This is a genomic window from Hymenobacter mucosus, from assembly GCF_900188255.1.
Taxonomy (GTDB): domain Bacteria; phylum Bacteroidota; class Bacteroidia; order Cytophagales; family Hymenobacteraceae; genus Hymenobacter; species Hymenobacter mucosus.
The window spans coordinates 450014-466139 of sequence record NZ_FZNS01000004.1 but is presented as its reverse complement, the minus strand read 5'-3'; the positions used below and the strand labels follow the sequence as shown (position 1 = coordinate 466139).

17 protein-coding genes are annotated in these 16126 nt (G+C 56.6%); 5 read left to right on the top strand and 12 right to left on the bottom strand.

Going from position 1 to position 16126, the window contains the following annotated elements; all coding sequences use genetic code 11:
- Positions 1 to 47: 47 nt before the first annotated feature.
- Positions 48 to 557: an NUDIX domain-containing protein gene (locus CHB83_RS11915; RefSeq protein ID WP_089332778.1), complete on the bottom strand. Its 510-nt coding sequence runs from the start codon at positions 555 to 557 to the stop codon at positions 48 to 50.
- Positions 558 to 652: 95 nt separating this feature from the next.
- Positions 653 to 1261 (bottom strand): DUF4126 domain-containing protein, encoded by a 609-nt coding sequence (locus CHB83_RS11910; RefSeq protein WP_089332777.1) that lies wholly within the window; start codon positions 1259 to 1261, stop codon positions 653 to 655.
- Positions 1262 to 1394: 133 nt separating this feature from the next.
- Here CHB83_RS11910 and CHB83_RS11905 point away from each other — a divergent pair, with 133 nt between their 5' ends.
- The 4 genes from CHB83_RS11905 (at position 1395) to CHB83_RS11890 (ending at position 6510) form a co-directional block, all read left to right on the top strand.
- Entirely contained in the window at positions 1395 to 1847 is a 453-nt protein-coding gene (locus CHB83_RS11905) for a PaaI family thioesterase (protein WP_089332776.1), read from the top strand.
- 102 nt (positions 1848 to 1949) lie between these two features.
- On the top strand, positions 1950 to 4184 hold the full coding sequence (locus CHB83_RS11900; RefSeq protein ID WP_089332775.1) for a tetratricopeptide repeat-containing sensor histidine kinase: 2235 nt from the start codon (positions 1950 to 1952) through the stop codon (positions 4182 to 4184).
- A gap of 177 nt (positions 4185 to 4361) precedes the next feature.
- The gene (locus CHB83_RS11895) at positions 4362 to 5786 is read left to right on the top strand and encodes an ATP-dependent DNA helicase (protein WP_089332774.1); all 1425 of its coding nucleotides are present in this window, start codon (positions 4362 to 4364) and stop codon (positions 5784 to 5786) included.
- A gap of 172 nt (positions 5787 to 5958) precedes the next feature.
- Complete coding sequence (locus CHB83_RS11890; protein WP_072144748.1) at positions 5959 to 6510, top strand: DUF1573 domain-containing protein; 552 nt, start codon at positions 5959 to 5961, stop codon at positions 6508 to 6510.
- Between the two features lie 87 nt (positions 6511 to 6597).
- Here the strand turns inward: CHB83_RS11890 and CHB83_RS11885 are convergent, their stop codons facing one another.
- The 5 genes from CHB83_RS11885 to CHB83_RS11865 form a co-directional block, all read right to left on the bottom strand.
- Positions 6598 to 6978, bottom strand: coding sequence for a DUF423 domain-containing protein (locus CHB83_RS11885; protein WP_089332773.1), 381 nt, complete (start codon positions 6976 to 6978; stop codon positions 6598 to 6600).
- Between the two features lie 87 nt (positions 6979 to 7065).
- Positions 7066 to 7731: a YggS family pyridoxal phosphate-dependent enzyme gene (locus CHB83_RS11880; protein ID WP_089332772.1), complete on the bottom strand. Its 666-nt coding sequence runs from the start codon at positions 7729 to 7731 to the stop codon at positions 7066 to 7068.
- Between the two features lie 45 nt (positions 7732 to 7776).
- Positions 7777 to 8826, bottom strand: a complete 1050-nt coding sequence (locus tag CHB83_RS11875; protein ID WP_245855335.1) for a vWA domain-containing protein — start codon at positions 8824 to 8826, stop codon at positions 7777 to 7779.
- Positions 8827 to 8970: 144 nt separating this feature from the next.
- Entirely contained in the window at positions 8971 to 9912 is a 942-nt protein-coding gene (locus CHB83_RS11870; RefSeq protein WP_143437123.1) for a hypothetical protein, read from the bottom strand.
- Positions 9905 to 10807 (bottom strand): DUF58 domain-containing protein, encoded by a 903-nt coding sequence (locus CHB83_RS11865; RefSeq protein WP_045688990.1) that lies wholly within the window; start codon positions 10805 to 10807, stop codon positions 9905 to 9907. Before CHB83_RS11865 ends, CHB83_RS11870 begins: the two co-directional genes overlap by 8 nt.
- Before the next feature lie 38 nt (positions 10808 to 10845).
- Here CHB83_RS11865 and CHB83_RS11860 point away from each other — a divergent pair, with 38 nt between their 5' ends.
- Complete coding sequence (locus CHB83_RS11860; RefSeq protein WP_143437122.1) at positions 10846 to 11223, top strand: DUF4296 domain-containing protein; 378 nt, start codon at positions 10846 to 10848, stop codon at positions 11221 to 11223.
- A gap of 15 nt (positions 11224 to 11238) precedes the next feature.
- Here the strand turns inward: CHB83_RS11860 and CHB83_RS11855 are convergent, their stop codons facing one another.
- The 5 genes from CHB83_RS11855 to egtD form a co-directional block, all read right to left on the bottom strand.
- Positions 11239 to 11586 carry a tRNA-binding protein gene (locus CHB83_RS11855; RefSeq protein ID WP_089332770.1) on the bottom strand — a complete coding sequence of 116 codons (348 nt, stop codon included), beginning with the start codon at positions 11584 to 11586 and terminating at the stop codon, positions 11239 to 11241.
- 151 nt (positions 11587 to 11737) lie between these two features.
- A complete protein-coding gene (locus CHB83_RS11850) occupies positions 11738 to 12301 on the bottom strand; it encodes a DUF922 domain-containing protein (protein ID WP_089332769.1) in 564 nt (187 codons plus the stop codon).
- A 99-nt stretch (positions 12302 to 12400) separates the two neighbouring features.
- Complete coding sequence (locus tag CHB83_RS11845; protein WP_089332768.1) at positions 12401 to 13777, bottom strand: MATE family efflux transporter; 1377 nt, start codon at positions 13775 to 13777, stop codon at positions 12401 to 12403.
- Positions 13778 to 13911: 134 nt separating this feature from the next.
- On the bottom strand, positions 13912 to 15006 hold the full coding sequence (locus CHB83_RS11840) for a pyridoxal phosphate-dependent aminotransferase (RefSeq protein ID WP_089332767.1): 1095 nt from the start codon (positions 15004 to 15006) through the stop codon (positions 13912 to 13914).
- A 58-nt stretch (positions 15007 to 15064) separates the two neighbouring features.
- The gene (gene egtD, locus CHB83_RS11835) at positions 15065 to 16075 is read right to left on the bottom strand and encodes an L-histidine N(alpha)-methyltransferase (protein ID WP_089332766.1); all 1011 of its coding nucleotides are present in this window, start codon (positions 16073 to 16075) and stop codon (positions 15065 to 15067) included.
- Positions 16076 to 16126: the final 51 nt, after the last annotated feature.

Here is a 16126-nt window from a genome sequence, read left to right as displayed (position 1 = left end):
CAAAGGAGGCCTGCTAGAGCACAGAATCAGGGCCGCTGCCCGTTAAGCTACTGAAAGCGTAGCTGAGGAATGAACACGTCATCGGGGCTGATAATGTCGCGCAAAACCGGGTGCACCTGGGTAGGCAGTAGCAGCCCTAAGTGCCGGGGCCGAACGAATTCTACCTGGGTTAGTAGCTGGTCAGAGGTAGTATGCTCAGGGTCAGTTCCTAGCTGCGGAACCGCGGCAGCATCTACCGCTAGTACCTCGAAGAAAAGCTCCAATGCCTGAAGACTGGCGCTTCGGAACTCGTGCAAGTGCAAAAAGCGTCCTACCGTCACGTCCAGGCCAGTTTCCTCGCGGAACTCCCGGCGTAGGCATTCTTGCAGGGTTTCTCCGAATTGCCACCCTCCACCGGGCGGAGACCAGAACGGAAGACTATTGGGCAGCATGCCTCGGTGAGCAGTTAGCAGTAGTGCACCATCGCGCACCAGTAGTCCACAAACGCGCACCCGGGCTTGGCCGGCATACGCACGCAATAGAGAAGAATCGGGGGAAGAAGGAGGAAAGTCAGCCATTAGTAAGCAGTGGCCGGCCTATAGTATGCAGGTGCCGGACCCCTGCGTACGGCAAAGGTGGGGCATCGGGTTGAAATATAGCACACTTTAGATGCTTAGCCTGCTGGCTCCGGATACACTGCCGACGCCCTACGGGCCGCCCGCCGTCGGCGCCATTGGCGCAGCCGACTCCCTACCCATACTACCCCCGCTAGTGCCAACACGGCCATCAACAATGGCAGCAGCAACCCTAAGATGGACCCCACAATGGCCAGTATGTTTTCTAGGGTGGCTAGGACGGGGTTACCCAGGCCCGCAGTCGTGGCCGTAGATCCTGCCCGTAGCAGCGTAGTGCCCGTTTGGATAAGGCCCGCGGTGCTGCCGCCCACCAAGATACCCAGGCTCCAGCGTACCATGGGTGCCATGTCAGGTAGCGCGGACGTCATGAGGATAGTGCCCGCAATAAAAGATGCCGGACCCATAATTGTATCCAGAATATTGTCGACCACTGGCACGTAGTACCCTAGAAGCTCGGCCACAGTGGCTGTGCCCAGTGCTGCCACGGCCGGCCAGCTGCCTAGCCAGGCAAACCCCGCCGCAGGCGTCAGGTAACCTGTGCGGTACGCCAAGCTTGCAGCCAGCAAGGGCACAAATACCCGGAAGCCACTGCAAGCAGCCAGCCCCAGCCCCAGGGCAACAGCCAGCAGATAATCGAACTGTTCCATAGAGAAAGGCAGTAGCAAAATACGTGGGAAGAACTGAAGCGGCGCAGGGAAACAATATTCCTGCTAGGCCCTAGTAAGATACGCAAACCCAGCATTTGGTGGGCCTACACCTAGGCCAGTATCTTTACGAGGTATGACTGATTTACAATCCGCTTCTCCCAACGAATCATTAGAATCTCGTATCCGCCTCAAGTTGCAGCGCCAGCATTTTATGCATCATATTGGGGCCGACCTCACTCGGATTGAGCCCGGCCGCGTGGAGGCTACCCTTACCTTACAGCAGCAGCATCAGCAGCACAGTGGGTTTACGCACGGAGGACTAGTAGCTACCATGGCTGATTTGGTAGCTGGATTTGCCGCCGTAACCTTAGTTCCCGATGGTACGGGGGTAGTGACAGCAGAACTTAAGACCAGCTACCTCCGTCCCGGTATTGGAAGCACCCTGCGGGCAGTGGGCTGGGTGCTAAAAGCGGGGCGCCGCTTGCATTTTTGTGAGGCGGAGGTGTGGTGCGACAATCTGCTGATTGCCAAAGCTACGGCCACGATGGCAGTAGTAGAGTCAGCGGGTAAAGACGGAGAAAAATAGTACTTTTGCTAGTGCTTGCACTCTGTATGCCTCAGTAGCGTCGGCATACGAGTTAGCGTGCTTGCCGGTGTGGCGTGATAGCACTGGTCGATATTCTCGCGTATGAAGTATCTCATTACCATTTTATTATTACTAGTCAGCATTCCTTTGTTGGCACAGCGCGGGTACTGGGATGCCGAAACCGATTCTATCTATCATATCCTAGCTACTCAACGCACCGATACAGCCCGCCTACGCACGATTGTACATCTGCTCGACATTACCCGCTTGGATGAAAGCCGGGAGCGGCGGCAGGCTTTGGGCGTATTTGCTGAACTGTACAAGCTCAATCGTCAGCTGCACGCTCTCGACGACGCTCCGTACCGCCAGTTGGAGCTGACGATGCGCTATTGGGACGAAAATATTCCCGAATCTAACGTCAAGGCCTTGCACCACGTGAAGCAAGCCGTACAGCTATTTGACCGCGTTGGTCATCCTATTCCTACCATCCTCATTGAAATAGCACCACTCTTCAACCGCCTCCATCAAATAGAAGAGCGATTTGAATTTTATCGTGATAAGTTAGCGTATTACCGCGTTCATAATGCGCAAGAAAACATGGCGGCCTGCTACGTGTCCGTGGCGGGGTACTACCGCCGTAAGGGGGCCTATGATCAGGCCATCAGCAACTTTTTGCAGTCGGCCGAGCTGTTTAAGAACTTTAACCGCAGCTACTACATCAGTGAATTGAAGGTAGCCGGGGCCAATTATGCTGAGTGGGGCAATACTAGCAAGGCGCTAGAGTACTTATTGCAGTCTATTACGCTGGCGCAGGAGTATGCCAAGCAGGGTGGCAGAGGGGTAGATGCCTATACCTATCGTAATATTTCTAAGCTTTACTTACTCCAGCAGAATTACACCAAAGCGCTTGAATACGCCAATCTGGGCTTGTCGGTGCGGGGGCGGGCCTCCCTAAACCGGCAGGAGGAAAAAGCCTACGGACTGGTGCAGAAAAGCGTGGTGTTAGTGGCCATGCACAACCCTGAGCCAGCTGTATTGGTACTGCAAGAAGCACAGCATCTAGCAGACTCCCTACCCATGACTATTACGGGACGCCGCCAAGGCGAGTTTGAGCTGGATGCTGCTTGGGCGCAGTATTACGAATCTATCCACGATTACCAGCGAGCTGAAAAGTATTGGCAACGGGCGTTACAGGAAGCTACGGCCGCTAAGCTCACCGTGCTGAAGTGGCGCTACATGCGCCGGTTGTTTGATTTTTATGGCAAGCGGAGGCAAGATGCCGTTGCGCAGCAATACGCCCGCGACTACCTCATTCTTTCTGATACGCTCAATGCCGCCCGGGGCAGCTACAACGTTGCGCAGTACGACGGCGAGCGGATAGAAAAGGCACAGAATGCGCAAATAGCCAATCTGCGGCAGGAGCGGGCAGTGCAAGCAGTACGCCTACAGCAGCGCAACATACTACTGGCGGTTTCGCTAATTGCATTGGTAGTAGTAGGTAGCTTGGGGGGCTTCATTTACTGGCAGTTGCGAATACATAAGCAGACCTTACAGCAGCTGCGCAAGACGCAGAACCAGCTGGTCCAGTCTGAGAAATGGGCTTTCGTGGGCGAGGTCTCGGCCGGTATTGCCCACGAACTGCAAAATCCCCTCAACTTCATGAAGAAATTTGCCGAGGTAAGTACCAGTATGGTGGATGATATAAACCACCGAGACGCAGGAAAGAACGCGGGACTAGAGCAGGAAATCTTATCGGGGCTGCGGCAGAACCTACAAGAAATCAGTCAGCACGGTATGCGTGCTTCCTCCATCATCAAAGACATGCTAGAGCATTCCCGGGCTGGCACTGGACAGCGCGAGCCTACTAACCTGAATGCACTCATTTCTGAATACCTGCAGCTAGCCTGCCAAAGCCACGTACCTGCCGAAGAAGTAGATAGCATTGTGTTTGATATGCAGCTGACCTCCAATCTGCCGCTGGTGCCCGTAGTACCTGCCGATATGGGCCGAGTGTTGCTAAACCTATGCACCAATGCCCTGTATGCCGTGTGCCAGCACCAACTGGCCGGCGACTCCACTTACCAGCCTACCATTAGCCTTAGTACTCACGCTGAGCCAGGATGGGTAGAAGTGCGGGTGCGCGACAATGGCCCCGGTATTGCGTCGGAAGTGCAAGCGAAGGTGTTTCAGCCCTTCTTTACTACCAAGCCCATTGGAGAAGGCACTGGGTTGGGGCTGTCCATCAGCCACGACATTGTGAAGGCCCACGGCGGTACGTTCAGCGTAGCTTCGCGGGAAGGGGAGTACACCGAATTTGTGGTACGTCTCCCCGCCTAACGTCCCCCTGAAGTGGCGAAGAGTAGCTTCCGTAGCTACATCAGGTACTGCCAGCACGTACTCCGTGAAGTAAGAACTTAGCAGCGCCAGCGCCGCTAGGAGGATTTGGGGAGAAAAATTCAGGAGGCGCCGTCGGAGCTTAAACCGGCGTAGCTTTGTTCTACCGATTACACTGCTATGCTTTCTGTCAGAACCCCTTCCGTCCGCGACTATTTCCCTTACGAGCCCACCCAGGACCAAGCGTTGCTGTTTCAGCAATTGGATGTTTTCCTGAAGGACCAGCTTCCCGGCCGCAAAGCCTTTGTACTACGCGGATACGCTGGTACGGGCAAGACTACTGTGGTGAGTGCCTTGGTGCAATGGCTACACCGCATGGGCCGCAAATACACGCTCATGGCCCCCACAGGACGCGCCGCCAAAGTAATGAGTACCTACTCGGGGGTTGCGGCCAGCACTATTCACAAGAAGATCTACCGCCAAACCAGCGGTACGCCCAGCCAGGGGCTTACTTTCCAGCGCCAGCCCAATCGGGCCCAGGATACGCTGTTCATTGTGGATGAGGCATCCATGATTTCTGATGAAAAGGCGTTTGGTCAAAACGGCCTGCTCGACGATGTGCTCAACTACGTTTTCGAGAAGCCGACCAACCGCCTGCTACTTATCGGCGACACGGCTCAGCTGCCCCCGGTGGGGCAGTTGGTGTCCCCAGCACTCGATCCTGAAATACTGCGCCACCGTTTCCGGGCCGATGTAGCTTCGGTGGAGCTGCGTCAGGTAATGCGCCAGGCCGAGGAGTCGGGTATTTTGATGAATGCTACAGTCTTGCGCGAGGAGCTTCGGGAGGAAGAACCTCATATACAGTTCTTCACTAAAGGCTACCCCGATATCTTTTCTATGCAAGGCGACAAGCTAGAGGACGGACTGCGCTGGGCCTACAAGAACTTCGGCCACGAAAATAGCACCATCATTTGCCGCTCCAACAAGAACGCCAACCAGTACAACCAGTACATCCGGCGCATCTTGTTTGAGGCCGAAGATGAAATAGAGTCGGGCGACTACCTCATGGTGGTGCGCAACAACTACTTCTGGCTGCCCAAAGACTCGGAAATAGGCTTTTTGGCCAACGGTGACTTCGTGCAGGTAGTAAAAATCATTCGGCGCACCGAGGAATTTGGGTTCCGTTTTGCCGATGCGCGCGTGCGCCTAGTAGACTACCCCGACGAGCCCGACATGGAGGTGAAGCTGCTGCTAGATACGCTGCATACTGATAGTCCGGCCCTCTCGGCTGATCAGAACAAGGCGCTGTACGATGCCGTGAGTGAAGATTACGCCCACCTCGAAACCAAAAAAGACCGCACGGCCGCTCTGCGCAAAGACCCATTTCTCAACGCGCTTCAGGTAAAGTTTGCGTATGCGCTTACCTGCCATAAGGCACAGGGCGGGCAGTGGCAAGCGGTATTTGTTGACCACGGCTTCCTCAAGGAGGACATGGTCAACTCGGAGTTTGCCCGCTGGCTGTATACCGCCGTCACGCGCTCCTCCGAGAAGCTGTTTCTGCTCAACTTTAACCCCAAGCTCATTGGCGACGAGCCTGCTGACTAAGTTTTGCGCCTGTGGGCGCAGAAAATCAAGGGCTTAACCGAACAAAAGTAGGGGGGCTAGGGGTTGTGCTGCATGAGCCCCTCCCACTAGGAGTGAAAAAATGGCACTTAACTTGCCCCCGCAGTCGAAAATCGTAGTTTTGTTTACTCCAACGCATTCAATATTCCTGACCATGAAAAAAGTACTCCTACTGGCCTTGTCGCTGTCGGTGACAGGTTTCGCGGCCCAGGCCCAGACGGCCGCCGTAAAACCTGCTAATGCGCAAGCCAAAGTAGCCGGTCCGCAAATCCAGTTTGAGGAAATGAAGTTTGACTTCGGCTCCATTAAGCAGGGTGACATCGTTGAACATACTTTCAAGTTCAAGAACACGGGTACTCAGCCCCTGGTCATTTCTAACATTGGTGTAAGCTGTGGCTGCACCACCCCCGATTGGACCAGAGAGCCCGTTATGCCAGGCAAATCGGGCATCATTACGGCCAAGTTCAACAGCGCCGGCAAAATCGGCATGCAGAACAAAGTGCTGACTATCGAGTCAAACTCAGCTAGCGGCAACGCTATGGTTTCATTGGTAGGCGACGTGAAGGATGCTGCCACGGCTGATGCTAGCATGATGACCGCCCCCAAAGCATCATCAGACGTATCGGCCCCCGCCGACACGAAAGATGCTAAGCAAAAAGTCAAAATCGGTGACAGCAAAATCAAAGCAAAGAAGAAGGCTTCCTAAGCTTTTGCATAGCTAGAGCACCTCATACAAAAGGCGGCTCACCCTAGGGTGAGCCGCCTTTTGTATGAGGTGCTCTGTAAGTCACTATTACAGCTGGCGCATAGCTACTACAAATACCATCACCCATCCTGCAATAAGCAACAGCCCCCCAATGGGAGTAATGGCGCCTAGCTTGGTAATGCCCGTGAGGCAAAGCACGTAAAGTGAGCCGCTGAAAATGAGCATGCCTCCCAACCACAGCCAGGCTACCGTGCCCAAGCCTCGTAGCTCCGGTCGCACCTGATAAAGAATGCCGATAGCCAATAGTGCCAGCACGTGGTAAAACTGGTAGCGTACGGCCGTTTCAAAGGTCTCTAAACGGTTGGTGGCCGTGAGCATGGCCCGCAGACCGTGGGCCCCGAAAGCACCGATGCCTACGCTAAGAGCGCCTAAAAGGCCGGCCAGTTGGATGATGAGTCGAGCTGTCATAAAAGTACTTAGGTGTGGTAAGTGAGGGTACTCGCAAAGCGCAGGCGACAAGGGGGACCTCCCAGGCTGCGAGCTACAGAGAAAAGGTTATCGGGCACCAAAAATAGCGCTACCGACCCGGATAAGCGTACTACCTTCTTCCAATGCCAAACGGTAGTCGGAACTCATGCCCATGGATACTTCCCGGAAGAAGGGTGCATCGGCGAAGTACTGGGTTTTCAGGTGTTCAAAATAGCCGCGTAGCTCTCTGAACTCCTGGCGAAGCTGACCTTCATCGGTGGTATAGGTGGCAATGCCCATCACGCCGGTAAGGCGCACATGTTGAGCAGCTCGAAACTCTGCTGACTGAAGAATTACCTCGGCTTCGGAAAGGGAAAGGCCCGTTTTGGTTTCCTCGGCGGCGATATGAAATTGGAGCAGGCCTTCAATGACGCGCTGATGGCGGGCAGCTTGCTTCTCAATCTCCACGAATAACTTCAGGCTATCAATGCTCTGAATGGTGTGCACAAACGGAGCAATGTACTTCACCTTGTTGGTTTGCAGATGACCAATGAGGTGCCACTCTACATCGGCGGGTAGCTCGGGTTGTTTGGCCGACATTTCCTGCACTCGGTTCTCCCCGAATAAGCGGCTGCCGGCAGCATACGCCTCCTGTAACAGCGCCACTGGGTGGGTTTTCGTAACGGCAACTAGGCGGGCAGACGTACCCGCTATATCTTGTTGTATGCGGTGAAGATTGTCGGCTATGAACATGGAGTAAAAAGTAAGCTAGCGTTTCCCAGGCAACTTGGTAAATGCCTAGTCTTCCAGCGCGTTGGTAAGGAAAGTGTTTTTCAGCCCCAGCCATACAAGCCACAACCCAACGCACCAGAACAAGTAGATGCGGTAGTAGTCGCGGGTATTGCGGTAGCGGGTCTGCTTTATTTCGGACTTCTCGTACTGGTCGATGCGGCCGAATACCTGGCGTAGTCCAGCGTTGTCGGTAGCCCGAAAAAACTGTCCCTCGCCAGCTTGGGCCAGTTGGCGCATGGTCGTTTCGTCGAGGCGTGTTTCCACAAAGCGGGGTTGGCCGGCTTCGTCCTTGCCGTAGGGTACAATGCCATCTTGGCCCAGCCCAATGGTATAGAGCTTGAGCCCATAGGCATGGGCTAACTGGGTCGCCGTGAGTGGGTCGAGGCTGCCAGCCGTGTTTTCACCGTCGGAGAGCAGGATGCAGACTTTCGTGGGAGAATGGGAATCGCGCAAGCGGTTGGTAGCCACGCCTAGGGCTGTGCCAATGGCCGTGCCGTCGTTAGGAATCATGCCCAGGCGCAAACCCTGCAAGTTGTCGCGCAGCAAATCGTAGTCAGTGGTCAGTGGAGCCAGTGAGTAGGCGTCGCCAGCAAACACGACCAGCCCAATCCGGTCGCCGTGGCGCCCGTCAATAAACTCACGCGCTACTCGTTTGGCGGCTTCTAAGCGGTTGGGCCGCAGGTCCTGCAATTCCATAGATCCCGATACGTCGAGCACCAACAGGATGTCGATACCCTCGCCGGTTTGCACTACTCGCTCGTCGGTACGCTGGGGGCGGGCCAGCGCTAGGAGACCAAACGCGAGGCTAAGGGCCAGCACCAAATCGGGTAAAAAGCGCAGCAAAGTACTCCAGTCACGAGGTATCTGTCCGCGCACGAACGCAACGCCCAAGCGGGAGCGGCGCCGCTGTGCCAGCAGCCAACGCCCCACAAACAACAACGGCACCAACGGCAAGAGCAGCAGTAGGCGCGGCTGTTCCCAAGTGTAGCTAGCCAGCGTGGCATAGCGCACACTATCAAGAATCGGCGCCAGAAGCTGCTCCCAGAGTTGTTGCATAGCGTGCGGTATAATGAAGAAAGCGCAAAAGTATCGGTTATGTTGCTCGGCCGCGCCATAAGGGAACAGGTAGGAGAACCGCGTAGCACAAGGGGCAAATGCTAACGCCCTCCCGGTGGCGCCCGTTCCTCGTGGAGTAGTAGGTTACGCTAGCTGCTTTCGGCCAACGGTGAGCTTATCCATCACCAAGGAATACCGCCGCTCCGCAAAGTCACGTAGGAGCACGAAGGCCAGGTCAGTTTCAGTATCATCTTCCGAAAACTGATTGCCATAAATAACCCGGTCGGCTAGGCGTAGGGCCAGTCGAACATCGGCGTCGTTCTGGTAATGAATCACAATTTCGCGGGTAGTCAGGCTACTGATGGCGCTATCCTCAAGGGCCGAGAGGTAGTTCTTCCAGAGTGTAATGGCGCGCTCCATATTGGTGAGCGAGCGGGATAAGTTGAAGCGCTCCACGTGGCGGGCATATTGGGCCAGAAAGTACACATGGTTTTTGCGCAGGCGGTACCGGCGGTAGCGCAGGCGTAAGCCCCGCCGAAATCCCAGCACCACGCCTCCCACAATTGCCAGTGCCAGCGCCGCCCCGGCTAGCCAGTATGGGTAGTTGAACTCAGGCTCCACGGGCTGCAACCGCAGGTTCTGCCGGAGTACCGGTACTTGGCCGGCTGTTATGGGAGGGGCCGTACGTACCAGTCGCACGGTGGCTGGTTCCGTGGGAATAGTAAGCGTATCGGCGCCGTGCAGTACTGTAATGGGTAGGCTCAAGCTCTGTACCGAGTCTAGGGAGAAGGTGCGCAGCCGGTACACGGTGCGGTCGAGGCTCCGGCCTTGTCGCGTGAACGTGGGAAAGAATTGCCGGTCTGCGTACTCAAACGGTCCAAACTTGGCGGCCGAATCAGGGAAGATAACTTCCAGCGCTGGGGCATGATGGTAGCTCAACTCATATTCCACCAGCTCGCCTACCCGCGTGGTGGGATGCAAAAAGCGGCCCCGCGGAAGGGTATCGGCTGGTACCTGGGCCGCGGCGCTTGAACTTCGTAGCAGGGCAGCCAGGCCTACCCAGTACCAGCCTTGGTGCTTACCCACGGCCTCCACGCTGGTTGCGCCGCCGGAATAGGTTCACCAACTGCGGAACGAAGTCAGTGTCGGTGGCAATGGAAAGATACTCCGTGCGGTGGCGCCGGCAGATCTGGCTAATCTGGTCCCGGTTCTGCTCGTACGTAGCGCGGTACCGGGCCCGAAAGGCGCGCGAGGAAGTGTTAACCCACACCGTGCGCCCCGATTCTTGGTCGTGCAGAGGAATGATGCCCAGGGGAGGGAATTCTCGTTCCCGCTGATCCAGCAGTTGCAGCACCACTAAGTCGTGCTTACGCGCCAGCATGATTAGCTCCCGTTCGTAAGGAGTATCAATGAAGTCAGAAATGAGCAACACAATGGTGCGGCGCTTCAGAAGCCCCAAGGCCTGCTTAATGCCGGCAGCTACATCGGTTTGCTTGCTCTGAGGTTCCAGTGCGAAAAGCCGCTTAATGAGGGCGTAAGCGTGGCGAATACCCTTGCCGGGGGGAAGGAACAGTTCTTTCTGATCAGAAAAAGCAAGAATGCCTAGCTGCGCATCTTGACGGGCGGCGGCCAGCGCCAGCACCCCGCAAATTTCGCGGCCTACGTCAATTTTACGCCGCGTGGCCGCGCCTACCTGTTGGGAACCGCTCACATCGAGCAATAAAAGTACCTGCTGCTCGCGTTCCTCCTTATAGGTTTTGACAAACGTGCCGTGACCTTTGCTGGATACGGCCCAGTCAATGGCCCGCACCTCGTCGCCGTACTGGTAAAGGCGCACATCGTCGAACTCCAAGCCAGTACCTTTGAATACGGAATGAAAATCGCCCTGCAACTGCGCATCCACCGCTTTTAGAATGCGTATTTCCATCTGGCGCAGGCGCCGGACAAGCTGCTGAAAGGGTGAAGAAGGAGCAAGATTCATGGGGCCTAAAACTACGCGTTCCTCCTAACTTTGCGACCGTGAAAAATCGTTTCGTCTTTTTATCTCTCTTGCTTACCCTGCTGGCTACGGCCTGCGAGAAGCCTGATGAGGCCGTGCCGCCCGCGCAACTTGTCCCGAAGGACAAGATGGCAGGACTGCTGGTAGAGCTACATACGCTAGAAGCCCGCATTGATGCTACGGGCCTACCCATGGATTCGGCGCGGGCCATGTACGTGCAGCAGCAAAAGAGCCTCTTGTGGCGCTACCAGGTCACCGATTCTAGCTTTCAACAAAGCTACCGCTACTACGCCGTGCATGGCAAAGACCTGGACGAAATTTACGGGGTAGTGATTGATACGCTGGGCTTGCGCGAAGTGCGGCAGGGTGGCACTCAGCCAGGACCCAGCCACCCGTAAGGTGTGGGCGCAGTGTTATACTAAGCGGCTACCATTGGGAACTGGTGCGGCTAGCGCCGTCAAAACAATGTGTCCTTCGGCATCCGCTGCTCCCGTCACCAGCACCTCCGACATGAAGTTGGCTATCTGCCGGGGAGGAAAGTTGACCACGCATAGCACCTGCCGCCCAACAAGGTCGGCAGGTTGGTAGTGATGCGTAATTTGCGCGCTAGACTTCTTGAAGCCAATTTCTGGCCCCAGGTCAAGTAGTAACTGGTAGGCAGGTTTGCGAGCAGCCGGAAAAGGCCGAGCTTCCAGAATGGTGCCTACTCGAATATCAACCCGCTCAAAATCGGACCAGGTTATTGTAGCAGAAGAGTCCATATGCAGTAGGGTGAGCTAGCGAAGGTAGCACCCAGCCTACAAGAAGTAGCGACAAAAAGCACTGGATGCAGAGCTTGGCACCCGCCCCAGCTACTGGGTAAGCACGAATTAATCGTGCGCAGCTAAGGCAGGTGTTGAGAGACTAGTGGACTTATTTTGCGGCAAACGCCTCCAGTTGCTGCAGCTTTTGCTGTACCTGTTGCTCCCAGAAAAGCTGCCGTGGCGTATTCAGGCCGTGGTTAGTATCCTGATCGTAGCGGGCTTCTTCGCGCTGCCATTCCAGGAAAGCTACCTTCGTCAGGTTGTTGAAAGCGGGCTGCAAATGCTCGCAATCGAGCTTCACTAAGCTAAGCTTCTGCCGCAGTTTGCGGGCATGGTATTCTGTAAGGTCGAAGTGGGTTTGTTCGTGCTTCAGCAAGGCTGCCGTAGCCGTAGCGGGGTAGCGCACCCACGACTCAGTAGGCGTAAATACGGCTCGCACCTTGGCTGAGAACTGATAATCAATGCAGCCTACCTTGGCATCAATGGTAGATGAGGTAAGGGCCGCTAGCCGGTCGGTGTTGGGCCGGGCCTTGAAATCAGCCCAGGTAAGGGGGCGGTTGGGCTGCCACTCCACGGGGGCAGGAGGAGCAGGCGCGGCCGGGGTAGTGGGGCCTTGGCCGGCAGGAGCCAGTAGGCTCAGCAGGAAGAGAGGGAACGAGAAGATGGTCAGCATCTAGAAATACAGAAAAAGCGGGCTAGCACGCTGCCCGTGCAAGAAATGGGCCGTACCGACGGGTAGGCGCCTCCCTAGGCAAAGACAGCTGGTGCTCGGCTAACGTACGGCCAAGGCTACTTCGTTCAGATGAGGCGGCGCGGGTACGCGGCTGCGAAAACGAAAGCGCAGCAGCAGCAGCAGCGCTACTAGCGTAAGGCCCGTGAGCAGGCCTAGCCAGACTCCCACGGCGCCCAGGCCCAGCGGAAATGCCAGCACGTAGCCCAGCGGGAGGGCCACCGCCCAGTAGGCTAGCAATGCCACCACCGATGGCACCTTCACATCTTCCAAGCCGCGCAGGGCACCTAGCCCTACTACTTGCACGCCGTCCGAAATTTGGAAAGCGGCGGCAATCAAGAGCAGACCGGCCGCTTGGGCTACCACGGTAGGGTCGTCGTTGTAGTACTGCGGAATAAAGTGGCGGGCCACGATGAGCAGCAAGCCCATTAGGGTCATGAAGCCGAACGTGATTAAATAGGCCGCAAAGCCAGCCTGCCGGGCACCTTCGGCCTGGCCCAGGCCGCGCTGCTTGCCCACCCGAATGGTAGCCGCCGCCGCAATACCACTAGCCGCCATGTAAGTAACGGAGGCTACATTTATGGCAATCTGGTGGGCCGCTAGCTCCGTGGCCCCCAGCCAGCCAATCATGATGGCAGAGAAGCTGAACGCGCCCATCTCAAACATCATCTGCACCCCAATAGGCGACCCAAAGCCCACAAGGTAGCGCAGGCCTGCCGCATCTGGCAACAGGCGATGAGCAGCAGCTTGGCGGTAGGGGCGCAGGCGCACAGCCATCAACACGTAGGCGGCCATTAACACGGCCATGAGTCCGCGGGCCAGTAGAGTAGCCCATGCCGCGCCCATCATGCCCATGGTTGGAAAGCCAAATTTGCCGAATACCAGCGCGTAACACAGAAAGGCATTGAGCAGATTGGCTTGCACTGATAGCAGCATAGCCTGGCGGGTAAGTCCCAAGCCTTCCGCGAACTGCTTGAAGCCTTGAAATACCATGAGCGGCAGCAGCGACAAGAAAATGACGCGAATCCAGGGGGCGGCTAGGGCTACCACGGCGGGCGGCTGGTGCAGGTAGGGCAACAAGGGGGGCAGCAGCAAGCCCAAGCCGCCCAACACTAGGCCGGCGGCCGTTGTTAGCCACACGCCATTTACCAGCAAGCGCCCCAAGGCAGCAACGTCGCGGCGGCCATCGGCGGCGGCAACTAGCGGGGTGATGCCCATGGCTAGCCCCATGCCAAACACCATAACGACCGTGCACACGCTCACGCTCAAGGAAACCGCCGCCAGCGCTACTTTGCCGGTTTGACCCACCACCATACTGTCGCACACGTTTACGAGCACGTGACCGAGCTGGCTGAGCATCACGGGGTAAGCGAGTGCTAGCGTAGGTCGCAGATGGGGGCGTAGGGCGGAAAGGGGCATATTAGCAGCTAAAAAACGCCGCAAAGGTACGACTCCTATTCCGGCCTTTCTGCCAAAAGCGGACCTATCAGCTAGGAAGCACTCCCAATAACTGCTTGCTGCCGAGCAAACAGCCCCGAGCGGCATTTATACTATCAAGGGTGTTGCGCAAGAACAGTGCTCAGCCGGGTTAAGGCTTCCCGCAGCTGTGGCTCGGGCACGGCGTACGAAATGCGCACAAACCCAGGTGCGTGGCATGTACCGCCATCTACTACCTCTACTCCGCCTGCTTTGAAGCGCTCTACTAGGGCCGCCGAAGCTTGGCGGGCCGGGAGAGCCGGGTCGAGATAAGCGCGCAAATCAGGGAAAGCATAGTAGGTGGCCTCCGGCAATAATGTTGGTACGCGGGATAAGCCGCCCAGGTAGTTGAGTAAAAGCGGGCGGGTGAGGTGAAGCTGGTGACAAAGTTCTGCTGCAATTGAAGTAGCATCGTGCGTGGCAGCTAGTGCGCCTTGCTGAGCAGGCACTGGCACGGCAACGCTCGTGGCAAATTGCCACTCGGCGCAAGCTTGGGCTAGGGCAGCAGGGGCCACCAGGTACCCTATGCCCCAACCTATCAGGGCCAACGACTTGGAGAAACCATTGACTACCACGTGGCGTCCGGCCGGGTCAGGGAAATCAAGTAAGGAAGGTACTGGCTCGGCACCAAAGGAGATAAGGTTGTAAATCTCATCCGATAGCACGTAGAGGTCGGGAAACTCGCGCGTCACCTCCAGCAAAGCGGCTAGCTCGGCCCGGTGGTACACCCGGCCGGTGGGGTTGTTGGGGTTGGAAAGTAGCAGGATGCGAGTGCGTGGGGTAAGAACAGCCCGTAGTGCGGCTGGCGTTAAGGCATAATTGTCGGCCCCGGATAGTGGTACGTGGCGCACAGTGGCGCTAGTGCGCGCCAAGAGCTTATCGAAGCCAAACCAATTGGGTGTAGGGAGTACTACCTCGTCTTGAGGGCGGAGCAGCATGACAAGCAAGGCGTATAGCGCCGACTTAGCGCCCGGCGTTACTACTACTTGGTCGGAAGAAATGGCCGCCGCACCTTGGTGGCGCTCTGCCAATGCTTGGCGCAGGGCCGGCAAGCCCGCAATATGGGCCACGGGCAGTTGGCCGGCCCGCAAAGCCTGGGTAGCTGCTTCAACGGCCGCCGGTGGAGGAAGAAAGGAGCCGTAGCCAGAAGCCAGTGATATAAGATCAGCCATGAAACAAACTGGGGCGAGTTACTGGTAGCCAAGCAACTCGCCCCTGCGGAAATGCTGCTTAGCTTTGGGGAGCCAAGATAACGTCGGCAAAGAATTCCTGCCCGTCCGTGAAAAATTCCTGCACTTCAAAGCCGGCTTCAACGGCCAGCTGCGTGATGCCAAGGCGCGTGAACTTGTAGGAGTTTTCGGTATGAATCATTTCCCACGCCCGGAAGTCCACTGCGCCTTTCCACGCGGCAAACTGCACCGTCTGGGCGCGGGTACTAACAAGAAAGGAGCGCACAGCCCCAGTAAGCGGGTCGTAGTCGGTGTAATGCTGCCAGTGGTCCAGGTCAAAGTTGGCGCCTAGCTCCCGGTTTAGTCGGCGGAGTAGGTTAAGGTTGAAAGCGGCTGTAACGCCCTGGGTATCGTCGTAGGCGGCACGAATAAAGCGAGGGTCTTTCTGCAAGTCGAACCCTACGAGCAGTCGGTCGTCGTGGGTGAGTGGCTGGCATAAGCGCCGCAGAAAAGCGTGCCGATCGGAGGGAAGAAAGTTGCCGATGTTAGAACCCAAAAAGAGCACGGCTTTTCGGCCTGGGCGCGTTGCCATAAGGGTTAGGGCGTCGGCATAGTCGGCTACAACGGGCTCTACGGCCAGGGTTGGCAGTTCTGCTTGCAGGGCAGCAATCAGTCCTTCCAAGGCCCCTGCCGAAATGTCAACGGGTACGTAGGTAAACCGGGCGTCCGTATCGAGTAATTGACGCAGTAGAATCTTGGTTTTTAACCCATCACCAGCCCCCAACTCAATCAAATAAAATGGCTCCTGCGCAGCCATTGGCCGCAAGGCAGTACTAATGGCCGCCTGGTGCTCGGTTAGTAGTCCAAACTCGGTGCGAGTGGGGTAGTACTCCGGCAACGCCATAATCTGCTGGAACAGTCGGCTGCCCTCGTCATCATAGAAATACATTGACGACAAGGTCTTGAACGGTTGCTGCAGGCCTTGGCGCACGTGCTGGGCTAAAGGACTGAGGTCGGCGGCCAACGGCGGGGCGGTAGTAGGTGCAGCAGGCGAGAGAGGCGAAGAAATCATCGGCAGAGAGAAAGCACGAACGGAAGGATACACCACAGCTAGCAGGCAAGG